General features: G+C 60.3%; 30 protein-coding genes and 1 riboswitch. Of the genes, 18 read left to right on the top strand and 12 right to left on the bottom strand.

The window, feature by feature from the left end:
* The first annotated feature begins 57 nt into the window (after positions 1 to 57).
* The 3 genes from ftsY to VOY09_RS15130 are packed head-to-tail and all read left to right on the top strand — an operon-like array spanning position 58 to position 2,572.
* Positions 58 to 1,038, top strand: coding sequence for a signal recognition particle-docking protein FtsY (ftsY, locus tag VOY09_RS15140; protein WP_322895116.1), 981 nt, complete (start codon positions 58 to 60; stop codon positions 1,036 to 1,038).
* A gap of 2 nt (positions 1,039 to 1,040) precedes the next feature.
* A complete protein-coding gene (locus tag VOY09_RS15135; RefSeq protein WP_322895235.1) occupies positions 1,041 to 1,952 on the top strand; it encodes a DMT family transporter in 912 nt (303 codons plus the stop codon).
* Positions 1,953 to 1,963: 11 nt separating this feature from the next.
* Positions 1,964 to 2,572 (top strand): inner membrane-spanning protein YciB, encoded by a 609-nt coding sequence (locus tag VOY09_RS15130; protein ID WP_322895115.1) that lies wholly within the window; start codon positions 1,964 to 1,966, stop codon positions 2,570 to 2,572.
* Here VOY09_RS15130 and VOY09_RS15125 read toward each other — a convergent pair.
* The gene (locus VOY09_RS15125) at positions 2,520 to 3,410 is read right to left on the bottom strand and encodes an alpha/beta hydrolase (RefSeq protein WP_322895114.1); all 891 of its coding nucleotides are present in this window, start codon (positions 3,408 to 3,410) and stop codon (positions 2,520 to 2,522) included. The genes VOY09_RS15130 and VOY09_RS15125 overlap by 53 nt on opposite strands.
* A gap of 119 nt (positions 3,411 to 3,529) precedes the next feature.
* A riboswitch (SAM riboswitch) is annotated at positions 3,530 to 3,608 on the top strand.
* A gap of 46 nt (positions 3,609 to 3,654) precedes the next feature.
* On the opposite strand from VOY09_RS15125, the gene metZ reads away from it, so the two are divergent.
* The 6 genes from metZ (at position 3,655) to VOY09_RS15095 (ending at position 9,189) form a co-directional block, all read left to right on the top strand.
* A complete protein-coding gene (gene metZ / locus VOY09_RS15120; protein ID WP_322895113.1) occupies positions 3,655 to 4,821 on the top strand; it encodes an O-succinylhomoserine sulfhydrylase in 1,167 nt (388 codons plus the stop codon).
* Positions 4,822 to 5,038: 217 nt separating this feature from the next.
* Entirely contained in the window at positions 5,039 to 6,139 is a 1,101-nt protein-coding gene (folE2, locus tag VOY09_RS15115; protein ID WP_322895234.1) for a GTP cyclohydrolase FolE2, read from the top strand.
* A gap of 118 nt (positions 6,140 to 6,257) precedes the next feature.
* Complete coding sequence (locus tag VOY09_RS15110) at positions 6,258 to 6,878, top strand: ATP-dependent Clp protease proteolytic subunit (RefSeq protein WP_322895112.1); 621 nt, start codon at positions 6,258 to 6,260, stop codon at positions 6,876 to 6,878.
* A gap of 133 nt (positions 6,879 to 7,011) precedes the next feature.
* A complete protein-coding gene (gene clpX, locus VOY09_RS15105) occupies positions 7,012 to 8,277 on the top strand; it encodes an ATP-dependent Clp protease ATP-binding subunit ClpX (protein WP_322895111.1) in 1,266 nt (421 codons plus the stop codon).
* A gap of 167 nt (positions 8,278 to 8,444) precedes the next feature.
* Positions 8,445 to 8,828, top strand: a complete 384-nt coding sequence (locus VOY09_RS15100) for an NADH:ubiquinone oxidoreductase subunit NDUFA12 (protein ID WP_322895110.1) — start codon at positions 8,445 to 8,447, stop codon at positions 8,826 to 8,828.
* A 7-nt stretch (positions 8,829 to 8,835) separates the two neighbouring features.
* Positions 8,836 to 9,189: a DUF2155 domain-containing protein gene (locus VOY09_RS15095; protein WP_322895109.1), complete on the top strand. Its 354-nt coding sequence runs from the start codon at positions 8,836 to 8,838 to the stop codon at positions 9,187 to 9,189.
* Here the strand turns inward: VOY09_RS15095 and aat are convergent.
* Positions 9,156 to 9,767: a leucyl/phenylalanyl-tRNA--protein transferase gene (gene aat / locus VOY09_RS15090; protein ID WP_322895233.1), complete on the bottom strand. Its 612-nt coding sequence runs from the start codon at positions 9,765 to 9,767 to the stop codon at positions 9,156 to 9,158. The genes VOY09_RS15095 and aat overlap by 34 nt on opposite strands.
* A gap of 102 nt (positions 9,768 to 9,869) precedes the next feature.
* On the opposite strand from aat, the gene VOY09_RS15085 reads away from it, so the two are divergent.
* Positions 9,870 to 10,586, top strand: a complete 717-nt coding sequence (locus tag VOY09_RS15085; protein WP_322895108.1) for a class I SAM-dependent methyltransferase — start codon at positions 9,870 to 9,872, stop codon at positions 10,584 to 10,586.
* Here VOY09_RS15085 and accC read toward each other — a convergent pair whose 3' ends face one another.
* Complete coding sequence (gene accC / locus VOY09_RS15080; protein WP_322895107.1) at positions 10,587 to 11,936, bottom strand: acetyl-CoA carboxylase biotin carboxylase subunit; 1,350 nt, start codon at positions 11,934 to 11,936, stop codon at positions 10,587 to 10,589.
* Between the two features lie 8 nt (positions 11,937 to 11,944).
* Positions 11,945 to 12,430, bottom strand: a complete 486-nt coding sequence (accB, locus tag VOY09_RS15075; protein WP_322895106.1) for an acetyl-CoA carboxylase biotin carboxyl carrier protein — start codon at positions 12,428 to 12,430, stop codon at positions 11,945 to 11,947.
* A gap of 236 nt (positions 12,431 to 12,666) precedes the next feature.
* Here accB and VOY09_RS15070 point away from each other — a divergent pair, with 236 nt between their 5' ends.
* The 5 genes from VOY09_RS15070 (at position 12,667) to VOY09_RS15050 (ending at position 18,385) form a co-directional block, all read left to right on the top strand.
* On the top strand, positions 12,667 to 13,974 hold the full coding sequence (locus VOY09_RS15070; protein ID WP_322895105.1) for a short-chain fatty acyl-CoA regulator family protein: 1,308 nt from the start codon (positions 12,667 to 12,669) through the stop codon (positions 13,972 to 13,974).
* Positions 13,975 to 14,055: 81 nt separating this feature from the next.
* Positions 14,056 to 14,424 (top strand): response regulator, encoded by a 369-nt coding sequence (locus VOY09_RS15065; protein ID WP_322895104.1) that lies wholly within the window; start codon positions 14,056 to 14,058, stop codon positions 14,422 to 14,424.
* Positions 14,421 to 14,690 (top strand): hypothetical protein, encoded by a 270-nt coding sequence (locus VOY09_RS15060; protein WP_322895103.1) that lies wholly within the window; start codon positions 14,421 to 14,423, stop codon positions 14,688 to 14,690. The genes VOY09_RS15065 and VOY09_RS15060 overlap by 4 nt, the downstream gene beginning before the upstream one ends.
* Positions 14,690 to 17,362: an ATP-binding protein gene (locus VOY09_RS15055; protein WP_322895102.1), complete on the top strand. Its 2,673-nt coding sequence runs from the start codon at positions 14,690 to 14,692 to the stop codon at positions 17,360 to 17,362. Before VOY09_RS15060 ends, VOY09_RS15055 begins: the two co-directional genes overlap by 1 nt.
* A 51-nt stretch (positions 17,363 to 17,413) precedes the next feature.
* Positions 17,414 to 18,385 carry a FliM/FliN family flagellar motor C-terminal domain-containing protein gene (locus VOY09_RS15050; protein WP_322895101.1) on the top strand — a complete coding sequence of 324 codons (972 nt, stop codon included), beginning with the start codon at positions 17,414 to 17,416 and terminating at the stop codon, positions 18,383 to 18,385.
* A 48-nt stretch (positions 18,386 to 18,433) separates the two neighbouring features.
* On the opposite strand, the gene VOY09_RS15045 is transcribed toward VOY09_RS15050, so the two are convergent.
* Genes VOY09_RS15045 through VOY09_RS15025 form a run of 5 tightly spaced genes read right to left on the bottom strand, consistent with a single transcriptional unit; the run spans position 18,434 to position 21,584 of the window.
* Positions 18,434 to 19,360 (bottom strand): PhzF family phenazine biosynthesis protein, encoded by a 927-nt coding sequence (locus VOY09_RS15045; protein WP_322895100.1) that lies wholly within the window; start codon positions 19,358 to 19,360, stop codon positions 18,434 to 18,436.
* Between the two features lie 43 nt (positions 19,361 to 19,403).
* Positions 19,404 to 19,829: a TIGR01244 family sulfur transferase gene (locus tag VOY09_RS15040; protein ID WP_322895099.1), complete on the bottom strand. Its 426-nt coding sequence runs from the start codon at positions 19,827 to 19,829 to the stop codon at positions 19,404 to 19,406.
* A 10-nt stretch (positions 19,830 to 19,839) separates the two neighbouring features.
* Positions 19,840 to 20,271 carry a DUF6691 family protein gene (locus VOY09_RS15035; RefSeq protein ID WP_322895098.1) on the bottom strand — a complete coding sequence of 144 codons (432 nt, stop codon included), beginning with the start codon at positions 20,269 to 20,271 and terminating at the stop codon, positions 19,840 to 19,842.
* Complete coding sequence (locus tag VOY09_RS15030; protein ID WP_322895097.1) at positions 20,271 to 20,696, bottom strand: YeeE/YedE family protein; 426 nt, start codon at positions 20,694 to 20,696, stop codon at positions 20,271 to 20,273. Before VOY09_RS15030 ends, VOY09_RS15035 begins: the two co-directional genes overlap by 1 nt.
* Before the next feature lie 24 nt (positions 20,697 to 20,720).
* Positions 20,721 to 21,584, bottom strand: a complete 864-nt coding sequence (locus VOY09_RS15025) for an MBL fold metallo-hydrolase (protein ID WP_322895096.1) — start codon at positions 21,582 to 21,584, stop codon at positions 20,721 to 20,723.
* An 87-nt stretch (positions 21,585 to 21,671) separates the two neighbouring features.
* Here VOY09_RS15025 and VOY09_RS15020 point away from each other — a divergent pair, with 87 nt between their 5' ends.
* Positions 21,672 to 21,989: a metalloregulator ArsR/SmtB family transcription factor gene (locus VOY09_RS15020; RefSeq protein ID WP_322895095.1), complete on the top strand. Its 318-nt coding sequence runs from the start codon at positions 21,672 to 21,674 to the stop codon at positions 21,987 to 21,989.
* Here the strand turns inward: VOY09_RS15020 and VOY09_RS15015 are convergent.
* The gene (locus tag VOY09_RS15015; protein WP_322895094.1) at positions 21,962 to 23,191 is read right to left on the bottom strand and encodes an acyl-CoA dehydrogenase family protein; all 1,230 of its coding nucleotides are present in this window, start codon (positions 23,189 to 23,191) and stop codon (positions 21,962 to 21,964) included. The two genes, VOY09_RS15020 and VOY09_RS15015, sit on opposite strands and share 28 nt — an antisense overlap.
* Positions 23,192 to 23,282: 91 nt before the next feature.
* Between VOY09_RS15015 and VOY09_RS15010 the strand changes: the two genes are divergently transcribed.
* Positions 23,283 to 24,326, top strand: a complete 1,044-nt coding sequence (locus tag VOY09_RS15010) for a phosphotransferase (protein ID WP_322895093.1) — start codon at positions 23,283 to 23,285, stop codon at positions 24,324 to 24,326.
* Here the strand turns inward: VOY09_RS15010 and VOY09_RS15005 are convergent.
* On the bottom strand, positions 24,323 to 24,538 hold the full coding sequence (locus VOY09_RS15005; RefSeq protein WP_322895092.1) for a hypothetical protein: 216 nt from the start codon (positions 24,536 to 24,538) through the stop codon (positions 24,323 to 24,325). The genes VOY09_RS15010 and VOY09_RS15005 overlap by 4 nt on opposite strands.
* 107 nt (positions 24,539 to 24,645) lie before the next feature.
* Between VOY09_RS15005 and VOY09_RS15000 the strand changes: the two genes are divergently transcribed.
* Complete coding sequence (locus tag VOY09_RS15000) at positions 24,646 to 24,906, top strand: DUF2312 domain-containing protein (RefSeq protein ID WP_322895091.1); 261 nt, start codon at positions 24,646 to 24,648, stop codon at positions 24,904 to 24,906.
* A 63-nt stretch (positions 24,907 to 24,969) separates the two neighbouring features.
* Here VOY09_RS15000 and VOY09_RS14995 read toward each other — a convergent pair whose 3' ends face one another.
* Complete coding sequence (locus VOY09_RS14995; RefSeq protein WP_322895090.1) at positions 24,970 to 25,851, bottom strand: hypothetical protein; 882 nt, start codon at positions 25,849 to 25,851, stop codon at positions 24,970 to 24,972.
* Positions 25,852 to 25,890 lie beyond the last annotated feature (39 nt).

Genomic DNA, 25,890 nt, shown 5'->3' with positions numbered 1-25,890 from the left:
TTTCAATTGTTGGCGGAATGGCTAGGTCTTTGGGGATAGTCACGAAAGGCGGATCGCATGGCGTTTTTTAGCAAGCTCAAAGAGAGGATGTTCAAATCCTCGGCCAAGATCGATGCGGGGCTGGATGCGATTGTCACCGAAACGCCGGAGCCTGCGCCGAAACCCGGCCTGATCGGGCGGTTGTTTTCGGATGCCGATGTGCAGCGCCGCGCGCTTGACGATGCGATGCTGGAAGAATTGGAAGACCTGCTGATCGCCGCGGATATGGGGGTGGAGACCGCGCAGCGTGTCACCGCCAATCTGGCCGAGGGCAATCTGGGCAAGCGTTTGTCCGTCGATGAGGTCAAGCGCTTGCTGGCTGCCGAAGTGGTGCGGATCATGGAACCCGTAGCGCGGCCTTTGCCGATTTACGCCAAGAAACCGCAGGTTGTGCTGGTTGTTGGTGTCAACGGGTCGGGCAAGACAACGACGATCGGCAAGCTCGCCAGCCAGTTTCGCGCAGCGGGCAAGAATGTCGTGATCGCGGCAGGGGATACGTTCCGTGCCGCAGCAGTGGAACAATTGCAGGTCTGGGGGCAGCGCGCCGGTGTGCCAGTACTGACCGCACCCGAAGGGTCGGACCCGGCGAGCCTTGCCTTTGACGCGATGACCAAGGCACAAGCGGATGGGGCTGATCTGTTGATGATCGATACTGCCGGGCGGCTGCAGAACCGCGCCGATCTGATGGAGGAATTGTCCAAGATCGTCCGCGTGATCCGCAAGAAAGACCCCGATGCGCCGCATAACACGCTGCTGGTGCTGGATGCGACGACAGGGCAGAATGCCTTGCAGCAAGTGAAGGTGTTTCAGGAACTGGCCGCCGTCTCGGGTCTGGTGATGACCAAATTGGATGGCACGGCCAAAGGGGGTGTGCTGGTCGCCTTGGCCGATAAATTCGGTCTGCCGATCCATGCGATTGGCGTAGGTGAGCAGATCGATGATCTCGCGCCTTTTGATCCCGAAGAATTCGCCGCCGCTTTGGTCGGGCTGGAGTTGTAACCCTGCCAGACCTTGCCGCCTATCTGATCAGCATTGCTGGCACGCCGGAAGGCGCGCGGCTGGCCACATTTCTCGCGCTGATGTCGGCGCTGGCCCATGCGGTGTTCGGCGCTTTGCAGAAAGGCCGCCATGATCCTTGGTTGACGCGCGGTGCGATTGATCTGTGGCTCGTGATTTTCACCGCGCCCATCGCACTGTTCCTTGTGCCTTGGCCCAATGCGGCGACGGCGCTGATCCTTGCGGGCGCTGTGGTGATCCATTTCGGCTATAAGGTCGCGATGGCGAAGGCCTATGAAAAGGCAGCGTTCACAGTCGTTTACCCGGTGGTGCGCGGCACCGGGCCTTTGGTCACGGTGATCGCGGCGTCAATGTTTTTCGGCGAAAGCTATTCCGCCATGCAATGGCTGGGGGTGGCGTTTTTGTCGGGGGGTATTTTGCTGCTCGCGTTGCGCAATCTCAGCGAGGAGAAGCTGGATCTCAAATCCATGCAGACCGGGTTGATCTGGGCACTGATCGGCGGGATGCTGGTGGCGATCTATACGACTTATGATGCGTTCGGCATCCGCCAATCGCCGGACCCGTTCACCTTCCTTGCGTGGTTCTTCTTTGTCACGGCGCTGGATTTCCCGATCATCGCCTTCCTGCGCTATCGCCGAATGGAGAACCCACCCACGCTGACGCCCTTGATGTGGCGCGGGGTCATCGGCGCGCTGGTCGCCTGGGTCAGTTTTGGCGGTGTCATGCTGGCCACCATGGTCGGCAAAGTGGGCGAGGCGGCGGTGCTGCGCGAAACCTCCACCGTTTTTGCCGCATTGATCGGTTGGTTCATCCTGCGTGAAAAGGTAGGGCCACGTCGCTTGATCCTGATGACATTGGTTGCGCTGGGCGCCGTGATCGTGGAAATGGGGGGCTGAAGGAGACCGCAATGACCAAAACCATCAACCCGATCTTGAAACAGGTGCTGGAACTGGGGCCGACGCTGGCGTTCTTCCTGATCTATCTGCGGATCAAGGATGACACCTATCTGATTGGTGGCACGGAATATTCCGGGTTCATTATCGCCGCTGTCGTCTTTGTGCCGATCCTTTTGGTGGCCATGGGCATCCTTTGGGCGCTGACCGGCAAATTGAGCCGGATGCAGGTCTTCACCGCCTTCATGGTGATCTTTTTCGGTGGGCTGACGGCCTATTTCAACGATGAGCGGTTTTTCAAGATGAAAACCACCATCGTCTATGGCGTGATGGCCGGGCTTTTGGGGATCGGGCTGTTGCGCGGGCAAAGCTATCTGCAATTCGTGATGGAAGAATTCCTGCCGATGCAGCGCGAAGGCTGGATGATCTTTACCAAACGTCTGGCGATGATCTTTACCGTTTTGGCGATTGCCAATGAAATCATCTGGCGCACCCAATCGACCGAAACCTGGGTCAAGCTGGAAACCTTTGCCTTTCCCGCCGCCTTATTCGCGTTTTTGTGGTTTCAGATCATTGGTTTGCAGAAATACCTGATCGAGGACCCGAAAACCCCGGAAAGCTGAAAAAACCCGCCTGCGGTTTGCGCAGCAGGTTTTGCAGATAGGGCAAAGGCGTGGTGTCAGGCCGGTGCAGCATCGCACGGTAAAGCGCGCAGGCATCGCGGCGCAGATAGCCGGACCAATGGCAGATCGGCGCGGTTTTTTCGGCAAAGGCGAAACCGGCCTTTGTCAACACGCGCCGGGAATGGCCGTTGTCGATGCACAGATCCAGCAGGTTGCGCGCCTGCAAACGCCCGCGCCCAAGCGTCTTGCCCCAATGCGGCAGTGCCAGCCGCAGCAGGATATCGAACAATGTATTCGCGCGACTGCGGATATTGATGAATTCGGCCTGCTGCCCGGCGGGGCTTGCCATGGCCCTTGTCAATTCGCATTCAAAGGCGGCAGCGGTGATCAGGATGATCCGGTTCACTGACGCCGCAGGCAGCAGCGTCACCGCATGCAGCGCAACGCGCGCACCCAGCGAATGGGCGATCAGATGGATGGGGCGCGCCGGGTCGACATCCTTGATCCGCCGGATCAGATGCGCCAGCGGTGCCGCCGTGCGCCCGGCCCGCCGATGCGCCTGCCAGAGCGTGCCGCGTGCCCGCCAACCGTAACCGATCCCCAGCGCATTGGCCCCGCGCAGCCCTAGACGGCGCGGCCATGACACGATGCGCTTGCTCTGGCTCGCCGGATGCAGGGCGAAGATCTGTTGGAAGGGGTCGCGCAAGGGCAGGTCGGGATCATATTTCAGCCCATGCAGCATGATGACAACCGGCGCGCCTTGCGGCAGATCCGCCAGCGCGCGCGCCAATCTTTGCCGCGTCGGAACACGGTCTTCAGTCACTGCGATAAGTGCCATTTGCCTGTCCTGCCTGCTTTTGTCACCCTGATGCCATGCGGCGGGCACGGGCATGTGACAGGCGCATAAAGGTTTGATGACGCCCGCATTGGCTTGACGCGCCCGCAGGCGGGGATTAAGCCGAAATTCGTGGTGATTTGTTTTCCGGATTGCAGGCCACGTTAAACAGACTGCTAAAAAGGGTTGCGGGTTTCACCCCGATACCTTTGCCGGTGTCGGGGTTTTTGTTATGCGAGGGCAGAATATGACAAATTGGAACAAACGCACCAAAGCCGTGCATGAAGGCATCCGCCGCAGCCAATATGGCGAGGTCAGCGAAGCGATCTTCATGACCCAAGGTTTCGTCTATGACACGGCCGAGGCCGCCGAGGCGCGGTTCATCAAGACCGGCCCGGATGAATTCATCTATGCCCGTTACGGCAACCCGACCGTCGCGATGTTCGAGGCGCGGATCGCCGCGTTAGAAGGGACCGAGGATGGTTTCGCCACCGCATCGGGTATGGCCGCCGTGCATGGTGCGCTGGTGTCGATGCTGAAAGCCGGCGATCACGTCGTCTCTGCCCGCGCCTTGTTCGGCTCCTGTCTTTATATTCTGGAAGAGGTGCTGACCCGCTACGGGGTCGAGGTGACATTTGTCGACGGCACCGATCTGGCCGCTTGGGAGGCTGCGATCCGGCCTGATACCAAGGTCGTATTCTTTGAAAGCATCTCCAACCCCACGCTGGAAGTCATTGATATCAAAGCCGTCTCTGATTTGGCCCATGCGCAGGGTGCGATGGTCGTTGTCGATAACGTCTTTTCAACCCCGGTGTTTTCCGATGCGGCGGCTTTGGGCGCCGATGTCATCGTCTATTCCGCGACCAAACATATCGACGGGCAGGGCCGCGCCTTGGGTGGCGTGATCCTTGGCTCGCGTGAGGTGATCCGCGGCGTGATCGAACCTTTCATGAAACATACTGGCGGGTCGATGTCGCCATTCACCGCCTGGCTGATGGTCAAGGGGATCGAAACCATGGATCTGCGGGTGCGCGCGCAGGCGGCATCGGCGCTGCATCTGGCCAGCGCGCTGGCCGCTGATGGCAAGGTGCGGGTGATTTATCCCGGTCTGCCGGACCATCCGCAACATGCGCTGACCATGGCGCAGATGGGCGCGGGCGGCACAGTCATGGCGATCGATGCCGGATCGAAAGAGGCGGCTTTTGCCCTGCTCAACAAGCTGGAAATTTTCATCATTTCCAACAATCTGGGCGATGCCAAATCCATCGCCACCCATCCTGCGACCACCACGCATCAGCGGCTGCCCGATGACGTCAAACAGGTTTTGGGGATCACGCCCGGTCTGATCCGGCTCAGCATCGGGCTGGAAGATGCCGATGATCTGCTGGCCGATCTGCGCGCAGCGATTGGTTAAGCGCGGCAAGCCGCCGCAGGCTTTGCCCGAAACTGCTGGCGCCAGACTGCGATTTCCCGCAGATTGGCGCCGTGATCCTTGGGATTGCGCCTGACGTGGAGCCTGCCTCATGAACGACCCGCGCCGCGATTTGTCACATATCTACCATATCATCGCTGGACAGGCGGCGGATCAGCGCCATCTACGACAGGCGGATGCACCACAAGAGGGTCTCGATATGAATGTTCACGCGCGCGATATGGACCGCCAGCCAACCCGGTCCGAGGCGGAGGCTGCCCTTGCCCTTTTGCGGCAATGGGCCGGTGACGTGACACCGGAAGAGGTGGCAACACTCGACCCCTTGGTATCACGCCTGATTCCGGGGCAGGAAGTGTCGAATTACCCGGCTTTGGCCCGCGCCTACCCCGAGGATTTCGCGGTGGATGAGGCATATAAAGCCACAATGCCCGATCTGCAGAACGGCCCGTCCAGCCTGATCAAAGGCGCCAAACAGCAGATCCAGCATGTCGGTATTTCCAATTTCCGCCTGCCGATCCGGTTTCGCACCCGCGACAACGGCGATCTGACGCTGGAAACATCCGTCACCGGCACCGTGTCGCTGGAGGCGGAAAAGAAAGGCATCAACATGTCCCGCATCATGCGGACATTCTACAAACACGCCGAGGAAACCTTTAGTTTTGAGGTGATCGAACGCGCGCTGGATGCCTATAAATCGGACCTCGAAAGCTTTGATGCGCGTATCCAGATGCGGTTCAGTTTCCCGATGAAGGTGCAAAGCCTGCGGTCGGGGCTGCAAGGCTATCAATATTACGATATCGCGCTGGAACTGGTGGAAAGTGCGGGTGTGCGCAAAAAGATCGTGCATCTGGACTATGTCTATTCCTCGACCTGTCCCTGTTCGCTGGAACTCTCCGAACATGCGCGGCAATTTCGCGGCCAATTGGCCACACCGCATTCGCAACGCTCTGTCGCGCGGATATCAGTGCTGGTCGAGGATGGCCCCTGCCTGTGGTTCGAGGATCTGATCGACCGCGCACGCGCCGCCGTGCCGACCGAAACGCAGGTGATGGTCAAACGCGAGGATGAACAGGCTTTTGCAGAACTGAACGCCGCCAATCCGATCTTTGTCGAAGATGCCGCACGTCTGTTCACCGAACAATTGCAGATGGAACCGCGCGTGTCGGATTTCCGGGTGATCGCCAGCCATCAGGAAAGCCTGCATAGCCATGATGCGGTGTCGGTGCTGACCGAAGGACCGACCTTTGCGGCAGAGAGCCTTGATCCAAGGCTTTTCGCCTCGCTCTTCCACGTCGGTTAACCAGGAGGGTGGGTCAAGACCCACCTTCCGCCCGCCAGCCCTTGAAGCCCCCGCCGCCCGCGCATAATGTCAGGGGGAAGAATGAAGTCGGACATCCGTCCAGCAGAGAGGCATGAACATGCAAGATCCCGTCGCAACCTATATGAACCTTGTTCCCATGGTCGTGGAACAGACCGCGCGCGGTGAACGCGCCTACGATATCTTTTCGCGCCTGCTCAAGGAACGGATCATCTTCGTCAACGGCCCCGTCCATGACGGGATGAGCCAGCTTGTCGTCGCGCAATTGCTGCATCTGGAATCGGAAAATCCGAAGAAAGAAATCAGCATGTATATCAACAGCCCCGGCGGTGTCGTCACCTCTGGCCTGTCGATCTATGACACGATGCAATATATCAAACCCAAGGTCAGCACGCTGGTCATCGGGCAGGCGGCCTCCATGGGGTCGCTGCTGTTGACCGCAGGTCACCCCGGCATGCGCTTCTCGCTGCCCAACAGCCGGATCATGGTGCACCAGCCATCGGGTGGCTATCAGGGGCAGGCGACGGATATCATGATCCATGCCGCCGAGACGCAAAAGCTGAAAACCCGGTTGAACGAAATCTACGTTCACCATACTGGCCAGCCGCTGAAAAAGGTGGAAGCAGCGTTGGAACGTGACAATTTCATGTCACCGGAGGAGGCGAAGGACTGGGGCCTGATCGACGAAATCGTGGTCAACCGCGAAAAATCCACCGAATAAATACATGGGTTCCCACTGAAAAAGTGACCAAAGCCGTGGTCATTTTGACATTGTGGACCCGGGCGGGCTGTCCTAGTGTTGTTACAAGGCAGCCCGACAGGTTTTGACGGGCCGATAGGCCAAGAGGTTTGATATGGCGACCACGACCGGAAACGACAGCAAAAACACGCTTTACTGTAGCTTCTGCGGCAAAAGCCAGCATGAGGTGCGCAAGCTGATCGCAGGTCCGACCGTATTCATCTGTGATGAATGCGTCGAATTATGCATGGATATCATCCGCGAGGAAACCAAAGCATCCGGCCTGAAATCCGGCGAAGGCGTGCCAACGCCGCTGGAAATCTGCAAGGTGCTGGATGATTACGTCATCGGGCAGGTGCATGCCAAGCGGGTGCTGTCGGTCGCGGTGCATAACCATTACAAGCGCCTGAACCACGCCGATAAATCCGATATCGAATTGTCGAAATCCAACATCATGCTGATCGGCCCGACCGGCTGCGGCAAGACTTTGCTGGCGCAGACTCTGGCCCGCATTCTGGATGTGCCGTTCACCATGGCCGATGCGACGACGCTGACCGAAGCGGGCTATGTCGGCGAAGATGTCGAAAACATCATTCTGAAATTGTTGCAGGCATCGGAATATAACGTCGAACGCGCGCAGCGCGGCATCGTTTACATCGATGAAGTCGACAAGATCACCCGCAAGTCCGACAATCCCTCGATCACCCGCGATGTCTCGGGTGAAGGTGTACAGCAGGCCCTGCTGAAGATCATGGAAGGCACTGTCGCTTCCGTGCCGCCACAGGGTGGGCGCAAACATCCGCAGCAGGAATTCTTGCAGGTCGATACGACCAATATCCTGTTCATCTGCGGCGGGGCTTTTGCCGGTCTGGACAAGATCATTTCGCAGCGCAGCAAAGGCTCTGGCATGGGCTTTGGCGCGGATGTGAAGGACGTCGAAGAACGCGGTATCGGCGAGGTGTTTCAGGATCTGGAGCCCGAAGATCTGCTGAAATTCGGCCTGATCCCGGAATTCGTCGGCCGTCTGCCGGTAATCGCCACGCTGACCGATCTGGACGAAGATGCGTTGATCACCATTCTGACCCAGCCGAAAAACGCGCTGGTCAAGCAATATCAGCGGCTGTTCGAGCTGGAAAACACCAAGCTGACCTTCACTGACGATGCTCTGACCGCGATCGCCAAGCGTGCGATCAAGCGCAAGACCGGCGCACGCGGCCTGCGTTCGATCATGGAAGGTATCCTGCTGGATACGATGTTCGATCTGCCCGGCATGGATACGGTCACTGAAGTTGTGGTGAATGAAGAGGCTGTGAATTCCGACGTCGCGCCTTTGATGATCCATGACGATGTGAAAAAGAAAGAATCCGCTACTGCGGGATGATGATCTGCTGCCGGTGGCCTCCGATCTGTCGGAGCCTCCGGCGGGAGTATTTCGAACAAAGCGAGGGGCATGTGTCCTGAAAACGAGCGGGGCTTGCCACAGCCTCTGCTCTGGACCTTTCGCGCGCGATAGGGCATGAAACCCACAAGTTTTACCGGAGATGCAGCATGGGCCTTGGTCATACATTCAAACGTATCTTTACCTGGTGGGATGGGCAGACCTTTGGCACCCAGCTCTGGACCAGCCGCAAAGGCACCAAGGTGGGTGAGGATGCGCAGGGCAATATCTATTACCGCACGGCTGATGACAGCCGCCGCTGGGTGATTTACAACGGCGAAATGGAAGCATCCCGCATCAGCCCCGACTGGCATGGCTGGCTGCACCGGACTTGGGATCAGCCGCCGACAGAGCTGGCGCTGGTGCATAAGGCTTGGGAAAAACCACATCAGGCAAACCTGACCGGCACGATGGCGGCCTATGCGCCAGCCGGGTCGATCCGTCGCACGATGCCCGTGGCGCGGAAGGATTACGATTCCTGGAAACCTGAATAAGATCGTGATGCGCCTGACTGCCTGTCTGATCGCCTTGCTGATCGCGGCCCCTTTGGCCGCGCAACAGGTGATGTCCGGGTCGGGGGCCGAGATCCGTTTGCTGGACCGGTTGACCGGCGCGGTCACCGATCTGACCATGAACTCTGGTCAGTCAGAGAATGTCGGCGCCTTGTCGATCACTTTGACCGATTGCCGCTATCCGGCGGAAAATCTTGCCGGTGAGGCCTATGCCAGCCTGCTGATCCATTTCCGCGAAAGCGTGACGCCGATCTTTTCCGGCTGGATGCTGGCGTCATCCCCGGCGTTGAATGCGCTGGATCATCCACGCTATGATGTCTGGGTATTGCGCTGCACGACCTGATCGCCGGATGGCACCGTACCTGCAAATGACGCAGGCCGGGGCAGGGCCGCTTGCAACAACTGGTGATAGCGCGTGCGGGTGATTTCGACACCGCCAAGGCTGGCCAGATGTGGCGTGAGGAATTGCGTGTCAAACAAGGTGAACCCGCCCGCGCGCAGCCGGTCGACCAGATAGGCAAGAGCGATTTTGGAGGCATCTGTCGCGCGGCTGAACATGCTTTCGCCAAAGAACGCAGCGCCGATCCGGATGCCGTAAACCCCGCCGACCAACCTGTTATCCTGCCAGATTTCAACCGAATGCGCATTGCCCTGATAATGCAGTGCCAGATAAAGCGCATGGATCGTCGGGTTGATCCATGTCTCCTCCCGGTCCGCACAGCCATGCAGCACATCTTCAAAGGCCGTATCAAAGGTGACGCTGAATTGTTCGCGCCGCAGTTTGCGCGCCAAAGACCGGCTGATGCGAAAGCCATCCAGCGGAATGATCCCGCGCAGCTTTGGATCAACCCAGAAGATTTCGGGGTCATCGCGGCTTTCGGACATCGGGAACACGCCCTGTCTGTAGGCAAACAGCAACATATCGGGCGTCAGCGCTGTCACAGGGCTTTCCTTGGCTTACGGTGCAGATATCCTGCGTGACTAGGGTGTTTTGGCACAAGCTGCCAATGAAAAGGATGAGTGATGGGTTTTTTTGATTTTCTGCAAGGGATGCGCGCCTATCAGGACCGCGCGCAGGCCGGGCCACGGATGAACCGGCGGCATGATTTCCTGATCAAGGATTTCGCCAAGGATATCACCGATGCGCGGGTGCTGGATCTGGGTGCGCATGATGGCCGCTGGGCCTATGCCTTTGCCGGGGCAGGTGCGGCGGAGGTGGTGGGGATCGAGGCGCGGGCAGATGCTGTGGCAGGTTTCACCGCCTATCCTGATGCTGCGTTGCGGGCCCGTGTCACATTGCGGGTGGATGATGTTTTCGAGGGGCTGGAAAAGGCGGTGGCTGCCGGTGAAACCTATGACATCGTCGCCATTTTCGGTCTGTTTTACCATATCATGGATCAGTTCCGGCTGCTGCGCCTGATCCGGAAACTGGGGCCCCGGCTGATCATCATCGACGGGGAATTTTCGCAGCGCCCGAAACCTGTCCTCGTGCTGGATACTGAACGCAGCGACAATCCGATGAATGCAATCGCGCAATCTGACGGTCAGCAGATGGCTCTGGTGGCGATTCCCAGCTTTGCCGCGATGGAGCTGATGGCCGAGGCACTGGATTACAATCTGATCTGGTCCGACTGGGCCAGCTTGCCGGACAACAAACGCCGCGGCGTGCAGGATTACTTCCGCCCGCAGGGGCAGGGGAAAAAGCGCGCGACCTGTGCTTTGCGGCCGCGCGCGGGCTGATTATTTGGATAGGTTCTGCTCCAGCCAATGTTCCAGCCAGTGGATATTGTAATCGCCTGATTGCACCGCAGGGTCCGCCAGCAGCGCGTGGAACAATGGAATGGTCGTATCGACACCATCGACGATCAATTCACCCAAAGCGCGCGCGAGCCGGGCGAGCGCCTCTGGCCGGTCGCGGCCATGCACGATCAGCTTGCCGATCAGGCTGTCGTAATAGGGCGGGATGCGGTAGCCATCGTAAAGCGCGCTATCCATCCGCACGCCCAGACCACCCGGCGCATGATATTGCGTGATCGTGCCGGGGCAGGGCGCGAAATTGGGCAATTTTTCGGCGTTGATCCGCACCTCGATCGCATGACCGTTGATCTTCAGATCATCCTGCGTGAAGGACATCGGCAGGCCAGAGGCCACGCGCAATTGTTCGCGCACCAGATCGACGCCAAAGATCGCCTCTGTCACCGGATGTTCGACCTGCAGACGGGTGTTCATCTCGATGAAGAAAAACTCGTCATTCTCGAACAGGAATTCGATGGTCCCCGCACCGATGTAATTGATCGCGGCGACCGCATCGGCGCAGACCTTGCCGATCCGCGCGCGCAATTCGGGGGTGATGACGGGGCCGGGGGCCTCTTCAAACACTTTCTGGTGGCGGCGTTGCAGCGAACAATCACGCTCGCCCAGATGCACTGCATTGCCTTTGCCATCGCCAAAAACCTGAATTTCGATATGGCGCGGCGTGGTCAGGTATTTCTCGATATAGACTTCGTCATTGCCGAAGTTTGATTTCGCCTCGGCCCGGGCGGAATGGAACGCCTTTTCCATGTCATCCGCCGTCAGCGCGACTTTCATGCCGCGCCCGCCGCCACCTGCGGTGGCTTTTATGATGACGGGATAACCGACCTCTTCACCCACGCGCTGCGCGTCTTTCAACGTCGGCACGCCGCCGTCAGAGCCCGGCACGCAAGGCACGCCCAAGGCTTTCATGGTTTCCTTGGCGCTGATCTTGTCGCCCATGATGCGGATATGTTCGGCGGTGGGGCCGATGAATGTCAGGCCGTGATCTTCAACCGCCTGCACGAAGGCCGCGTTTTCCGACAGAAACCCATATCCGGGGTGGATCGCCTGCGCGCCGCTGATTTCACAGGCGGAGATGATCGCCGGAAACGACAGATAGCTTTGCGCCGATGCCGGGGGGCCGATACAGATCGCCTCATCCGCCATGCGCACATGCATCGCATCGCTGTCGGCGGTGGAATGGACCGCGACGGATTTGACACCCATTTCACGGCAGGCGCGCACGACACGCAGGGCAATTTCGCCCCGGTTCGCAATCAGGATTTTATCAAACATATTGTGGCCTATTCGATGATCACAAGCGGCGCGCCGAATTCGACCGGTGCGCCATCTTCGACCAGAATGCGCTTGATCGTGCCTGCGCGCGGGGCGGGAATATGGTTCATCGTTTTCATCGCTTCGATGATCAGGATCGTGTCGCCTTCGCGCACGGCTTGGCCGACGCTGACAAAGGCGGGGGCAGAGGGTTCGGGCGACATATAGACCGTGCCGACCATGGGCGAGGCCACGACACCCGGCAAGCTCGCCGGATCGGTATCGACGCTGACAGCAGGCGCAGCGGCGGCGGCAGGGGCCGCTGCGGCCATGGGTGCGGCGGGGCTGGCCTGCTGCACCATCATCTGCGTCTGGCGGCTTACCCGCACGTTCAGGCTGTCGTTTTCGCCATAATCCCGCTTGACCTGCAATTCGGTCAGATCGTTCTGCCGCAGCAGTTCTGCCAATGCCTGAATAAAGCTGACATCGCTGTCATGAGAGGTTTTGTTGCTCATTTGATCCTCGGCCTATTGCCCATCGTTTGTTGCCCGCAAAACACGGGTGCACTATTTCCATCGCGCTTATAGGCTAACCGGGCCAAGGTGGGAAGCGGCAGCGGCGCAAAATGCGCAACCTTACGTCAGCTTTGCCGGCTTCGGCGGGTGTCAAAGCTGTGACAGATGGCCTGTCAATCTTGTCAAACACCGCTGTCATCGTCACATTGCGCAAGGCCAAGCCGCGAAAGGATCAGATGAATATTCCGCCAATGACCGGCACCCGCATTCGTGAAAAGCGGGTCGATCTGGGGTTGCGACAGGCCAGTCTGGCGGCTGCTGTCGGGATTTCGCCGTCCTATCTGAACCTGATCGAACATAATCGCCGCCGGATCGGGGGCAAATTGCTGGCCGCTTTGGCGCGCGAATTGGGGATGGAGGCTGCGACCCTGTCTGATGGTGCCGATAGCCACCTGATCGACCAGCTGCGCGCTGCGGCCAGCCTGATCGGTGAGAAGGCTGAAATCACCCGCGCCGATGACCTTGCCACCCGCTATCCGGGGTGGAGCGCTTTGATCACCACGCAGGCGCGCCGGATCGCCGTGTTGGATGAACGGCTGCGCGCGCTGTCGGACCGGATGGCGCATGACCCGTTTCTGGCGACCGCGCTGCATGATGTGATTTCCGCCGTGACCGCGATCCGGTCGACAGCGGCGATTCTGGTCAGTCAGGAACAGATCGACGCCGATTGGCAGCGCCGGTTTCACGAAAATATCCATAATGACAGCCTGCGCCTTGGCAAAAGCAGCGAGGCGTTGATTGCCTATCTGGAAGCCCCCGATGACGCCAGCCAATCGCCCGAAACCCCGATGGGGCAGGTTGATGCTTATCTGGCGCAGAACGGCCATCATCTGGCCAGCCTTGAACAGCCCGGTGCCGATGTCCGCGCCATGGTCACAGCCTCGGGGCTGAAGGGGGCAGCGGCGGCCTTGCTGGGCGGGATCGGCAAGCAATATGCCGATGATGCCCGCGCCTTGCCGATGGGGCCATTCGTGCAGGCCTGCCAGGAACTGGATTATGATCCCGCGAAACTTTGCGCACGTTTCGGGGTCGATTTTGCCACAATTCTGCGCCGTCTGCCCTGCCTGCCGCCTGACGGGGGTCATCCGCTGATGGGGCTGGCGGTCTGTGATGCCGCAGGCGTGCTGATGTATCTCAAACCCGTGCCGGGCTTTGCGATGCAGGCCACTGGTGGGGCCTGTCCTCTCTGGCCTTTGTTCACGGCATTGAGCCGCCCCAGCCAGCCGCTACGCGCCATGGCAGTCCTGCCCGGCCCTGCCGCAGCCCCGCTGCTGTGCTATGCGATCGCTTTGCCGATCACCCAGCACCAGTTCGACATGCCGCCGGTTCTGCGCAGCTATATGCTGGTGCTGCCCGGCCCCGCTGACAGCACAACGCCCGCCATCCCTGTCGGCGTCTCTTGTCGGATCTGTCCGCGCGCCGCTTGCGCCAGCCGCCGTGAACCGGCCATCGTCGGGTTAAGTCCCGACGCAACCACGCTTTGACACCTTGGAATGAAAGGAGGATAGTCGCGCCAAGGGGAGCCCGCGCGCCAAGCGCGGTGCAGAATTTTGGGAGGCAACAGGATGGCCAAGCGTGTCCTGCTGATCGAGGATGAACCAAACATCATCGAAGCGATCTGTTTCATTCTGTCGCGTGACGGTTGGACCGTCCACACCCACGAAGATGGCGCGACGGCCATGGCCAAGGTGCTCGCCCTGCCACCCGATATGATCATCCTTGATGTCATGCTGCCCGGTCGCAGCGGGTTCGAGATTCTGCGCGAATTGCGCAGCACCGATGCCACCCGCGACATTCCCGTGATGATGCTGACCGCACGCGGGCAGGACAAGGACCGTGAACTGGCCCTGCGGCTGGGGGCCACGCATTTCATGACCAAGCCCTTTTCCAACACCGAAGTGCGCGAACACGTGCGCGCCATGATGGACGCATGACACCGCAAGGCAAACCTGCGGTTTTCCTTGAACGCGCCCACTACCGGCAGCGCAGGCTGGGCGATGCCGCGCGCTGCCTGCCGGTGCTGGGTGTGGTGCTCTGGCTGATCCCGCTTTTGTGGCAGACAAACGGCGATGCGGCGCAGTCGAATGCGGGCACCTTGACCTATATCTTTGTGATCTGGGTCGTGCTGATCGTGCTGGCGGCGGTGCTGGCACGGGTCCTGCCCGATGCCGACACGACACCTGATCCCACGCAGCGCTGATGGTTTCGTTCAACGTCCTGATCCTTGTCTCGCTGACCTATGTGGCGGCCTTGTTCTTTGTGGCCTTTCTGGCCGAACAACGCGCCGCCGAAGGTCGCGGCAACTGGCTGCGGTCGCCGGTCATCTACACCCTGTCGCTCAGCATCTATTGCACCGCCTGGACGTTTTACGGTGCGGTCGGCTATGCCGCGCGATCAGGGCTGGAATTCGTGACGATCTATCTGGGGCCGACTTTGGTCATGGTCGGCTGGTGGTGGCTGTTACGGCGTCTGGTGCGGATCGGGCGGGCGCAAAGGATCACCTCGATTGCCGATCTGATTTCATCCCGCTTCGGCAAATCGCGCCGTTTGGGTGTGATTGTGACGCTGATCGCCGTCATCGCCGCCACCCCCTATATCGCGCTGCAAATCCAGTCGGTCACTCTGTCGCTCGCGGTCTTTGCCGAGGCCGAAGGGGCGATCTGGACCGACAGTGATTTCGCGCGCGCCGCGATGTGGTTCGCAGGCGGTCTCGCGGTTTTTACCATCCTGTTCGGCACCCGCAATCTGGATGCCAATGAGCGCCACCACGGCATCGTCATGGCCATCGCGGTCGAGGCTGTCGTCAAACTGATCGCCCTTCTTGCCGTCGGGATCTTCGTCGTCTGGGGCTTGGGCGGCGGTCCATCCCAGATGATGGCGACAATCGATGCCGCCGATTTGGATCTCTGGGATCAGGATGCTGGGCGTTGGGTCGGGCTGATCTTTGTGTCCAGTGCAGCTTTCATCTGCCTGCCACGGATGTTTCAGGTCATGGTGGTGGAAAACGATGACGAAGGCCATCTGCGCTTGGCGAGCTGGGCCTTTCCCGCCTATCTTTTCGCGATGAGCCTGTTTGTCGTGCCGATCGCCGTGATCGGGCTGGAACTGATGCCGGCAGGCAGCAACCCCGATCTGTTTGTGCTGACACTTCCATTAAGTCAGGGCGCTAATGGTCTGGCAATGCTGGCCTTTCTGGGTGGATTTTCATCCGCCACATCCATGGTGATCGTCGCGGCAATTGCGCTGGCGACGATGGTGTCGAACCATATCGTGGTGCCTTTGTGGCTGGCGATGCGCGATGACAGCCAGGGGGCAATGTCGGGGGACGTCCGCCAGATCACGCTTTTGGCGCGGCGGCTGTCGATTGCAGGCGTGCTGGCCTTGGGCTTTGTCTATTACCGCCTGTCGGGCGGCGGCACGGCGCTGGCGGCCATCGGTCTGATCTCTTTCGCGGGGTCGGTGCAGGTCCTGCCCGCGCTAGTCGGTGGGATCTTCTGGCGCGGCGCGACCCGGCCCGGTGCGGCGGCAGCTTTGCTGACCGGGCTTCTGGTCTGGCTCTGGGCGATGTTCCTGCCCAGTTTCGGCCCCGGTGCCGTGATCCCGCAGGGGGTGATGGATGCCGGGCCTTTCGGCATCGCATGGCTCCGGCCGCAGGCCTTGTTCGGCATCACCGGGCTTGACCCTTTGGTGCATGGTATCCTGTGGTCGATGCTGCTCAACACCGGTGCCTTAGTGGGTGTGTCGCTGGTGACCTTTCCGACGCCGCTCGAACGGTTGCAAGGCGCGCAATTTGTCAATGTCTTTGACCATTCCACCGGCGCGCGAACATGGTCGCGATCCGTCGCCGATGCCGAGGATCTGTTGCTGATGTCCCAGCGCATCATCGGCAGCACCGAGGCGCAGCGCATCTTCGCCCGCGAAGCGATCCAGCAAGGCAAGCCCGGCCAATTGCCCGAGGCGACGCCGGATTTCATCGCCCGGCTGGAACGTGACCTGGCAGGCTCTGTCGGTGCCGCCACCGCGCATGCGATGATCGGGCAATTGACCGGCGGCAGCGGTGTCTCGGTCGAGGACCTGATCGCCGTGGCGGATGAGGCCGCGCAGATCCTTGAATATTCCAATAGGTTAGAGGCGAAATCAGCCGAACAAGAGGCGACAGCCCGCGCCCTGCGCGAGGCCAATGCCAAGCTGACGGCGATTTCCATCCAGAAAGATGCGTTTCTAAGCCAGATCAGCCATGAATTGCGCACGCCGATGACCTCGATACGGTCGTTTTCTGAAATCCTGCGCGATGCCGATATGTCAGCTGCAGATCACAGCCGCTATGCCGGGATTATCCTGGAGGAATCTATCCGCCTGTCGCGCCTGCTGGATGATCTGCTGGACCTGTCGGTGCTGGAAAACGGGCAGGTCGTGCTGCGGCCGCAGACCGGGCGTTTGCCGGCCTTGCTCGACCGGGCTGTGTCAGCCGCCGGTCTGCAAGGGCGCAACCTACATCTGCGGCGCGACCCGGCAGCAGAGGATATCGACATCACCACCGATCTGGACCGGCTGGTGCAGGTCTTTATCAACCTGATTTCCAACGCCGCAAAATATTGCGATGCTAAACAGCCCGAACTGACGATCCGCGTTAGCAGCGCCAAAGGCCAGCACCGGATCGATTTTCTGGATAATGGCATCGGGATCGCGGCGCAGAATCAGGATCTGATCTTTGAGAAATTCTCGCGCCTCGCCGACGAATCAAAGGCCGGTGGCGCAGGCCTTGGCCTTGCGATCTGCCGTGAGATCATGCACCGGCTGGGTGGTGATATCACCTATCTGCCCGGCACATCCGGCACCGCGTTCCGGGTGACTTTGCCACTGGCTGTTTAGGGAAAAAGTAACCTCTGCTGCGGTAAGGTCGCTCAAACCCACGGCAGGCGGATGACACAAAGCTCTCACATCTCCATTCTGCGCCGGATGGCGGGGCAGGCCGGTGACGCCGCGCCTGCCACCCCGCTGACGACGTCGCGTGCCATGCGGCTGGCGCTGGTCAAGGCGGCCAATGATGCTGTCGGGCTGGCGCTGGATGTGGTCAGCATCGGTGAAGACTCCGGCAGGCTTGATGACCTGCTGGCGCAGCTTGACGCCGGGCTGATGCTGGTCGGCCTGCACCGGCATGGCACGTTGGCCGGGTTTGTGGCGCTGGATATGCAACTGCGCGCGGCCATAGTGGAAATGCAGACCATGGGGCGGCTCAATGATCAGGCTGCTGACAACCGTCCTGCCACCGGCACGGACAAGGCGCTTTGCGATCCATTGTTGGCGGCTTTTCTAGCCTCTTTGCCTGCCGCCGTCAGCGGGACGCGATTTGAAGACTGGGTCGATGATCTCGCCCCAGGTGACAGGCTGGCAGACAGCCGCGTTGCGGGATTGCAGCTGCGCGACGGTGACTACCGCCTGTTGCATATGAATGTCGGTCTGGGGGCAGACGACCGGCAGGGGGCGGTGCTGCTGGCGCTGCCATTGCTCGCGCAGCCCGCCGATCCGGTCATGCCGGTCACCACATCTGCGGATTGGCATACCGCCTTTGCCGCGGTCGTGCAGGATGCACCTGCCAGCCTGACGGCGCGGTTGCACAGATTCACCCTGCCCTTGGGACAGGCGCAGGCGCTGAAAGTGGGGCAGGTGCTGCCCTTGCCGGGCTGCAGCGTTACATCGGTCCGCTTGATCGCAGCCGACGGGCGCAGCGTGGCGCGCGTGAAACTGGGGCAGATGGGCGGCAAACGGGCGGTACGGATCACGCTAGAGCAGATTGAAAAGATGCATGACCTGGTTGTCGATACCGGGGGCGACGTGCCGCTCGCTTTGCCATCTGACCTGCGGCTGCCGAACGAGGTGCCGGATGGCGGTTGAGCCGTGCCAAGGTCGGGAAACGCGCCACGGTGCTGCTGTCCGGAATGATTAAGCGTCTTTGACCGAAAGCACGTCGTCATCAGGAATCTTTATGCGGCCCGACGAAATGGCAACAGCCGTACCGCCGATCCGCACCTGACTGAGCTGCCCATCGGTCATTGCGACCACGGCCTTGATCTCTGACCTGCGGCCCATTTCGACCCCTTGTAGGACGCTGAACGGCGTTTCCTTGCCGGTGCAATGGCCATGATGCGCCAGAAGACCCGCAAACGTCACCACGGCAGAGCCAGTGGCAGGATCCTCAGGGATGCCGCCTGCAGGCGAAAACATCCGCGCCCGAAATCCATGCGTGTCGTCAGGCACGAAAAGCCAGGCGCTGATCGTCTGCGCCTGATCGGTCAGTTTCTCCCAATGGGCGCCCATCGGTCTGGCGCGCGCCAGCGCCGCGCGTGTCGCGACGGGGATCAGCAGGTAGGATGGCCCTGCCTCCCAGACTTCGGGAGTCGCCACGATAGCATTGCCAATCTCCCCGGCCTCAAGCCCAAGGGCGCGGGCTGTCAGCGCGATGTCGTCTAATGTTCGCTGCAGCTGCGGCAGAACAGGTGCGCAGAATTCGGCCGACACGACACCATTGACCCGCTGCACGGTGACCGGCACCGGACCTGCGGCCTCTTCCAGCACCATCTCGACCACGGAATCATCACGGCTTTCGGTCAGTCCTGACAGATAAATCGCGCAGCCGATGGTCGGATGCCCGGCAAAGGGAATCTCTGCTGTAGGAAAAAAGATCCGCACTTTCGCCCGGTGCGCTGGATTTTCGGGTGGCATCACGAAAATCGTCTCGGACAGGTTCAATTCGCGCGCCAAAGTCTGCATCTGGTCGGTCGACAGCCCCGCCGCATCTGGCATGATCGCCAGCGGATTGCCCAGAAACGGCGTATCGGTGAAGACGTCAAAGGTGATTATCTCGCGCAAATCACCGATCCTTTCGCAGATATGGCGCGGGTCGTGCCAAAGGTCATTTTTGCGCCAACCCATCCAATTGCCCGCGCATGCCTGCCAGATCATAGCCTGCCTTGGCGGTGGCTTCGATGATCGCATCTGTCGCCATCTGGCCTGCTTGCCCCAGCGACCAGACAATCGACGACCTTGTGCCGGAGGCGCAATAGGCCAGCACCGGCCCTGTGGCATCTTCCCAAGCGGCTTTTTGGACAGCGACCATGTCCATGTTCAGCGTCTGATGCGTGACCGGATTGACGGTAAAGCTGAGCCCGGCTGCCTTGGCTGCCGCTTCAATCGCAGCGGCCTGATGGCTGGGCGGCACTTCGCCATCGGGGCGGTTGCAGATGATCGCAGTGAAACCGGCAGCGGCGATGGCCGGGATGTCTTCTACCGCGATCTGTGGGGTCACGGCATAGTCTTGGGTGATGTGGCGGATATCCATGATCTTGTCCTTATGCGGGGGCCAAAGCGCGATCCATGCGCAGACGCAGGCCCGGTGTCAGTATCATACCTGCCAGCATCGCGACCAGAAAGACAAGACCACCGGTCCCGCCATAAGACAGCGAGGCCAGCGCCGGCCCGGGGCAGAGCCCGGCCAGACCCCAGCCCATACCGAACAGCGTCGAACCGATCACCAGATTGCGCCCGATCTTAGGTTCCGGCGGGGTCGGGAAATCTGCGGCCAGCACCGGCTTGCGCCCGATCGTGAACCGCCATGCGATGGCCATGGGGATGATCGCGCCACCCATGACAAAGGCCAGCGTCGGGTCCCAAGTGCCGAACACATCCAGCCAGCCCTGCACCTTGGTCGTATCGGTCATGCCGGAAATCAACAGGCCCAGCCCGAACAGGCTGCCGGTCAGGAAAGCAACGAAGGCGCGCATCAGATCACTCCTAAAATATGGCGGAACAGGACCACGGTCAGACCGCCCGCGCCGATGTAGAACACTGTCGCGACGATGCCGCGCAGCGACAGCCGCGAAATCCCGCAGACGCCATGGCCGGAGGTGCAGCCATTGGCGAGCCTTGTGCCGACACCTACCAGCAAACCGGCGGCGATGATCACCGCCCAATTGCCGGTCAGATTGGTCTGCGCGCCGCCCAGCGCCAATGCCGCCAGCGCCGGCACCATGACCAGCCCCGCGATCAGTGCGGCACGTTCGGCCCAATCATGCCGCCCGCTGCCATCGACCAGCCCGCCGATAATGCCCGAGGCCCCCATGACGCGCCCATTCACCAGCAGGAACAAAGCCCCCGCCAGCCCGATCAGCCCGCCGCCGATCAGGCCCATGATCCAATCGCTTTGCATCGTAAATCCTTGATATTCCGCTGATCACAGCTGGTTGATCGGCACTTTGAAATAGCGCGTGCCGTTATCTTCCGGCTCTGGCAGGTTGCCTGCGCGCATATTGGTTTGCAGCGATGGCAGGATCAGCCGGGGCATGCCCAATTGCGCATCGCGCGCCTGCCGCATCGACACGAAATCTTCCAGCGGCTTGCCCGCGCCGACATGCACATTCAGTGCCTTTTGTTCGCCCACCGTGGTTTCCCAGGCGAAATCATCGCGCCCCGGTGCCTTGTAATCATGGCCCACGAAAATCCGCGTCTCATCGGGCAGGGCAAGGATTTTCTGGATCGAGTGATACAGATCCTCCGCCGATCCACCCGGAAAGTCACAGCGAGCGGTGCCGAAATCGGGCATGAACAACGTATCCCCGACAAAGGCCGCATCGCCGATCACATAGGTCAGGCAGGCTGGCGTATGGCCCGGCGTATGCAAAACATCGGCGCGTAATTGCCCGATGTGGAACGCGTCACCATCGGCAAACAGCGCATCGAATTGCGATCCGTCACGCTGGAATGAGGTGCCTTCATTGAATATCTTGCCGAATGTATTCTGCACCACGGTGATATTGGCCCCAATGCCGATCTTGCCGCCCAGATGCTCCTGCAAATAAGGCGCGGCTGACAGATGATCCGCATGGACATGGCTTTCGAGGATCCATGCGACCTGCAGCCCCTGCTCTTTGACCCAGGCGATGATCGCATCTGCCGATGTCGTATCGGTGCGCCCGGCAGCGGGATCATAATCCAGAACCGAATCGACAATCGCGCATTGGCTGCCCTGCGGGGCGCGCACGACATAAGAGATTGTGTTGGTGGCCGCGTCGAAGAAGGCTTTGACTTCGGGTTTCATGTTGATTCTCCTTTGTAAGAAGACAATAAGTATTTCTGAAAACATTTCAATGTTGGAATGTATAAAAAAGACCTGTAGAGTGATGCCATGAGCCAAGCAATTGATTTCCAACTCGATCCGATGGATGCCGCCGCTGCGGAAGCGGCGGAATTGCTCAAGGCCTTGTCGAATCCCGGCCGCTTGCGAATTCTCTGCGCGCTGGTGCCGGGGGAAATGTCAGTGGGTGAGCTTGAAAAAGCCTTGGGCGCCAGCCAATCCTATGTCTCGGGTCAGCTGTTGCGCCTGCGCGGCGAAGGTCTGGTCGCCTGCACCCGAGAGGGGCGCAATATCCGCTATCACCTGTCGGATCCGCGGGTGCGGCCTTTGCTGGAACGGATTTACGAGGTTTTCTGCCCAGAGGCATAACCCGCCAGTTCCGCCCGCGCCACCTGCCTGCGATGCACCGCATCCGGCCCATCGGCCAGCCGCAAGGTGCGCAGATGCGTCCATTGCCGCGCCAGTGGCGTATCCTGCGACACGCCTGCGGCACCAAACATCTGCACCGCCATATCGGTGATCTTCAGCGCGACAGCGGGGGCCACCACCTTGATCTGGCTGATCCACGGGGCGGCGGCGCGTTTATCGCCCTGATCCATCATCCATGCCGCTTTCAGACACAGCAGGCGCGCCTGCTCAATCTCCATCCTTGCCGTGGCGATCAGATCGTAGTTTTCGCCCAGTTCCGCCAGACGTTTGCCAAAGGCGTCACGGCTGACGCTGCGTTCACACATCAGCGCCAGCGCCTTTTCCGCCTGCCCGATGGCGCGCATGCAATGATGGATGCGCCCGGGGCCAAGCCGGCCTTGCGCGATCTCGAAACCGCGCCCTTCGCCCAGCAACAAATGATCGGCAGGCACGCGGACATTGTCATAACGGAAATGCATATGGCCGTGCGGCGCGTCATCATGGCCGTAAACCTGCATCACGCGCAGTTTGACGATACCGGGCGTATCGGCAGGCACCACGATCATCGAATGGCGCTGGTGTTTGGGCGCGTCATCGCTGCTGCGCACCATCACGATATGCACGGCACAACGCGGATCACCGGCCCCCGTCGCCCACCATTTCTGGCCGTTCAGCACATAATCATCGCCGTCCCGCACACAGGTCATCGCGATATTGGTGGCGTCTGAACTGGCCACATCGGGTTCGGTCATCAGATAGGCCGACCGGATCTGCCCCGCCATCAGCGGTTTGAGCCAACGCTCCTTCATGGCGTCGGTGCCGTAGCGGGCGAACACCTCCATATTGCCGGTATCGGGGGCGTTGCAGTTGAACACTTCAGCTGCCAGATGGCTTTTGCCCATCTCCTCGGCCAGATAAGCATATTCGACGGTATTGAGGCTGGGACCATCACGGAACGTATCCCAGAAATTCCACAGACCACGGTCGCGCGCCTTGGCCTTCAATCCTTCGAGGATGTCAGTCTGGCGCGGGGTGAATTGCCAACGATCCCCGATATCCACCTCGGCCAGAAATTCCGCATCCAGCGGTGCGATGTCATCAGCAATCATCGCCTTGACGGCGGCCAGCACCGGTTTCAGCCGCGCGGTTTGTCCCAGATCCATGATGATCCTCCCGGCACTCATGGTGCATCCGGGCGGGCCTATGTCAATCAAAGGCTTGCCTAAATTGGCATCACATGGGCGTAATAGCACCATGACAGAGGCTGCCAAAGATCTGGGACTGACCCTTGCCGCGCTCGACAGCTATCTGTCCGGTGCCGTGCCGGGCTTTGCAGGCGCGCAAGAGGTCAGCAAATTCGGCACCGGCCAGTCCAACCCGACCTATCTGATCAAAGCTGCCAGTGGGCTTTATGTATTGCGCAGCAAACCGCCCGGCAATCTGCTGCCTTCGGCCCATGCGGTGGAACGGGAATTCCGCGTGATGCAGGCCTTGGCCGACACGGCGGTGCCTGTCCCGCCGATGCTGCATCTGGCAGAGGCTGACACATCCCCCAACGGGCGGGCGTTTTTCGTCATGGATTATCTGCCGGGGCGGATTTTCTGGGACCCGGCCTTGCCCGAGGTCACAAAGACAGACCGCAGCGCCATCTATGACGCGATGAACGCAGCCCTTGCCGCGCTGCATGATGTGGATATCGCGGCTGTCGGCCTGTCCGATTTCGGCAAACCCGGCAATTATTTCGCCCGCCAGCTGGATCGCTGGGGGCGGCAATATCTGGCCAGCGTGACCGCCCCTTCGCCGGAAATGGCGCAGATCATGGACTGGCTTGCGCAGAACATGCCCGGTGATGATGGGCAGGTCGCGCTGGTGCATGGCGACTGGCGGCTTGATAATATGATCTTTGCGCCGGACGCGCCCAAAATCAGCGGCGTGCTAGATTGGGAATTATCTACCCTTGGTCACCCTCTGGCCGATCTTGCCTATCAATGTATGCAATGGCGGCTGCCCAATGACGGCAAGATGCGGGGCTTGGGCGGAATCGACCGCGCGGCCATCGGCCTGCCCACGGAACAGGAATATATCGCCGCCTATTGCGCCCGCCGCAATCTGCCCGGCATCGACAATTGGGCGTTTTATCTGGTCTTTGCCTTCTTCCGGCTCGCCGCGATCCTCGCCGGTGTCGCGGCGCGTGCGCAGGGCGGCAATGCCTCCAACCCCGAACTGGCCCGCGCCTATGGTCAGGCTGTGCCTGCGCTTGCCGCATTGGCCTTACAGGTCACAAGCGACGGGCCTTAACCCAGCATCAACCCCAAGGCGACGGTCATCAACCCGAGGACCGAGACGAACAAAGCCCCGAGGTTGACCGGCAGCACCTTGCCCATCCGCGCGCGCAGATCGGCATCCGACAGATTGGCGCGTTTCGCGCGGACCACCATCACAATGCTGTAAACGATCCCCAAGAGGCCAATCACCGACAGGCCCGCCCCGATTGCAACGATGATATCCATGCGCTTCTCCGCTGTTTTGCCTGCCCTAGCGCGCGCCGCGCTGCGCTGCAAGGGTTGCGGGCCAAGGGACCACAAGCTAACAACCCCCAACCCGTCAGGAGAGCGTCATGAACGATTCAATCACCGAAACCACATCCTCTGTCGCCGCAGAAGAGCTGCGCCAGTTCATCGAACGCTTTGAGCGGCTGGAGGCGGAAAAGAAAGACATCGCCGACGCCCAGAAAGAAGTGATGGCAGAGGCCAAAGGCCGCGGCTACGACACCAAAGTCCTGCGCAAGATCATCGCAATCCGCAAACGCGACGCGAATGATCTGGCCGAAGAAGAAGCCGTGATGGACCTGTATATGTCCGCGCTGGGCATGTCGTAACCCCCATCTTCCGAGTATAAATATCCTCGCGCGGCGCGCATAAAAGTTTTCCGGCGCGACCCGTCAGCGGAACGGCAACAGCAACTCGACCCCCGGCATCGCGGCGATCACGTCCAGATCCTGTTCGTAAAGCCGGGTCAGATGGGCAACCATATCGGCATCAAGCTCTGGCAGATCGATCTCATCCTCGATCACCTCGGGCAGGGCATGATCGGCCCAGATCGCGGCGATCATGTCATGGCGCTGGGCCTCCGTCGCATCGGGGTTTTGCCCGTATCGCGCGGTCAGGGCGGTCAGCCCTTCGGGGGTCAGCACATTCGCCAAAAGATCCAGTCCGCCGCTGATCTGCGTCTGCGGATCAGCCCCTGACAGGCGGCGGATCAACTGGTCCCAAAGCAACGGCGTATCCTCATTGCACCAGATTGTCAGCGGCGTCTCGGGCGCGCCTTGCTTGATCCGGCGGATCACATCGGACCAGCGCAGGTCATCCGGGCCAAGAATGCCAAGATAATCCTCCAGCCTGCCCAGCTTCACCCGGCGCATGGTTTCCTGTAGGAAACTCGCCGGATTGCGGATTGCGAAAAACAACGCAATCTCATCATCGGGAAACAGCCGGTGCAGGGCGCGCACTTTGGTTTCGGCCTGCGGATAGACCATGTCATGGTCGAAAATCCTTGTCGGCACGCAGATGAAATTATCATTGCTCAGGACCAATCGCCGCAGGGTCTCTGTCTCCATGATCGCATCAAGCAGGATGTCGCGGGCATCGGGGTCAGGCTCGGTTCCGGCAATACTCTGGATCGCCTCGCGGATCAGGACACGGTATTTACTGGGGCCGGGTACGCCGATTCCCTGCTGCAACAGCACATCGGCATTCTTCAGCACGGATTTGAGCAAACGATCCTCGTCGGTGCAATTGGCGCCGATGTGAAAAGCAATCTGCATAGCTGGTCCTTTGGTTTGCGCTGCGATACAGCATAACGG

Origin of the sequence: Yoonia sp. 67-2, assembly GCF_035117555.1 — a bacterium.
Taxonomy (GTDB): Bacteria; Pseudomonadota; Alphaproteobacteria; order Rhodobacterales; family Rhodobacteraceae; genus Yoonia.
This window is presented reverse-complemented; position numbering and strand designations above follow the sequence as displayed.